At 65.9% G+C, this 2,950-nt stretch carries 1 protein-coding gene; it reads left to right on the top strand.

The genetic code is table 11. The features are described from left to right. On the top strand, positions 1-2,950 hold a 2,950-nt coding region (locus KUV74_RS20715), incomplete at both ends, for a beta strand repeat-containing protein (protein WP_222517281.1).

Below are 2,950 nucleotides of genomic sequence, written 5' to 3'. Positions count from 1 at the left end.
GCGTTAGCCTTTCGGGCCTGGCTGCCGGGGGCGGCGACGTATCGGTCAGCGAAGCCAATCTGGAAGAGGGTTCCGCGGCGGATGCTGCGGCACTGACCCAGCCCGGCAACTTCACCTTTGCCAGCGCCGATGGCGTGGCCAGCGTGCAGGTGGGCAACCAGTCGCTGACCCTGGGCGATCTGCAGGGTCTGTCTGCCGATAGTCCGGTGGTGGTCGATACCGAATACGGCAGCCTTAGCCTGACCGGCTTTACACCGTCGGATAGTGCCAACCCGGCCGCCGGCGGCACCGTGAGCTACAGCTACACCCTGGACACCCGCGTCGACAACGACAGCCAGGCTGACGCCACGGATGCCGGCTTCACCGAAACGGTGGGCCTGGTGGTCACCGACGATGACGGCAGTGCGGCCAACGGCAGCCTCAGCATCGCGATCGCCGACGATAGCCCGTCCGCGAGTAACGACAGCGACACTATCGCCGAGGAGACCGCTTCCGTTTCCGGCAATGTGCTGGGCAACGACACCACCGGCGCCGATACCACCGAGGCCGATCCGGCCAGCGTAGCGCTGGACGCCCCGACGGGCGCCGGCCAGTACGGCACGCTGACGCTCAACAGCGACGGCAGCTACACCTATCAGCTCGACAACGACGATCCGCGGGTGCAGGCGCTTAGCGGCACGGAGACCCTGACCGAGACCTTTGCCTACACCCTGACCGACGCCGATGGGGACACCTCACCGGCGACGCTGACCATCACGCTGACGGGGACCAATGACGGCGTCAGCCTTTCGGGCCTGGCTGCCGGGGGCAGTGACGTATCGGTCAGTGAAGCGAACCTCGCTGGTGGCAGCGATGCCGACAGCGGCGAACTGACCCAGCTTGGCAGCTTTACCTTCGCCAGCGCCGATGGCGTGCAAAGCGTGCAGGTGGGCAACCAGTCGCTGAGTCTGGCGCAGCTGCAGGGTCTGTCCGCCGATAGCCCGGTGGTTGTCGATACCGAATACGGCAGCCTTAGCCTGACTGGGTTTGCGGGAGACGCCGCCGGCGGCACGGTGAGCTACAGCTACACGCTGGACACCCGCGTCGACAACGACAGCCAGGACGGTGCTGACATCAACGGCTTCACCGAGACGGTGGCCCTGGTGGTCACCGATGATGACGGCAGTGCGGCCAACGGAAGTCTCAGCATCGCGATCGCTGACGATAGCCCGTCCGCGAGTAACGACAGCGACACTATCGCCGAGGAGACCGCTTCTGTTTCCGGCAATGTGCTGTCCAACGACACCACCGGCGCCGACACCACCGATGCCGATCCGGCCAGCGTGGCGCTGGACGCGCCGACAGGCGCCGGCGAGTACGGCACGCTGACGCTCAACAGCGACGGCAGCTACACCTACCAGCTCGACAACGATGATCCGCGGGTGCAGGCGCTCAGCGGCGAAGAGCAACTTACTGAGACCTTTGCCTACACCCTGACCGACGCCGATGGCGACACCTCACCGGCGACGCTGACCATCACGCTGACGGGGACCAATGACGGCGTTAGCCTTTCGGGCTTGGCTGCCGGGGGCGGCGACGTATCGGTCAGCGAAGCTAATCTGGAAGAGGGGTCCTCGGCGGATGCTGCGGCCCTGACCCAGCCTGGCAGCTTCACCTTTACCAGCGCCGATGGCGTGGCCAGCGTGCAGGTGGGCAACCAGTCGCTGACCCTGGGCGATCTGCAAGGCCTGTCCGCCGATAGCCCGGTGGTGGTCGATACCGAATACGGCAGCCTTAGCCTGACCGGCTTTACACCGTCGGATAGTGCCAACCCGGCCGCTGGCGGTACGGTGAGCTACAGCTACACGCTGGACACCCGCGTCGACAACGACAGCCAGGCTGACGCCACGGATGCCGGCTTCACCGAGACGGTGGCCCTGGTGGTCACCGACGATGACGACAGTGCGGCCAACGGTAGCCTCACCATCGCGATCGCCGACGATGCGCCGGATGCTGATGATGACGCCACCACGACCGGTGAAGACCAGTCTGTCACCTACAACGTGCTGGTCAATGCCGACGGTACCAGCGACACCCAGGGTGCGGACGGTGCCAGTGTCACCGACGCCACCTTGCGTGATCCGAGCCAGGGCAGCGTGAGCTTCGACAGCGACACCGGTGAGGTGACCTTCACCCCGGCGGCAGGCTTCGAGGGCGATGCGGTCATCGACTACACCATTCGCGATGCCGATGGCGACACCAGCGACGCGGTGTTCACCGTCACCGTGGCGGCGGACTCCACGCCCACCGTCAGCGTGCCGGACGATTCGCCCGATGCCGAAGGTGGTCAGTTCAGCGTCAGCGAAGCCGGACTGCCGGGCGGCAGCGCGGCGGGCGACGATAGCCAGAGCACCAATGGCAGTCTGCCGATCACCACCGGTGGCGATAGCCTGGCCTCGCTGGTGATCAACGGCCAGAACGTGACGGGCGGCGGCACGGTCGAAGGCGACTACGGCACCCTGAGCGTCAGTGTCTCTGACGGGGAGTACAGCTGGAGCTACACCCTGGACGGCAGCACCCAGGACCACACCAGCCAGGGCACCGGCAGCGACGCCCTGGCGGATCTGTTCGCCATTGTCGTTACCGACAGCGATGGCGATACGGCTTCGACCAGCCTGACCATCGACGTCAATGACGATGTACCTGTGGCCGTGGATGACGCCACCACGACCGGCGAGGACACAGCGGTCACCTACAACGTGCTGGTCAATGCAGACGGTACCAGCGACACCCAGGGTGCGGACGGTGCCAGTGTCACCGACGCCACCCTGCGTGATCCGAGCCAGGGCAGCGTGTCCTTCGACAGCGACACCGGTGAGGTGACCTTCACCCCGGCGGCAGGCTTCGAGGGCGATGCGGTCATCGACTACACCATTCGCGATGCCGATGGCGACACCAGCGACGCGGTGTT

The sequence above is a fragment of the Halomonas sp. DP1Y21-3 genome, assembly GCF_019801245.1.
GTDB lineage: Bacteria > Pseudomonadota > Gammaproteobacteria > Pseudomonadales > Halomonadaceae > Halomonas > Halomonas litopenaei.
Note: the sequence above shows the minus strand (reverse complement) of the source record. Positions and strands in the feature narration are given on the sequence as shown.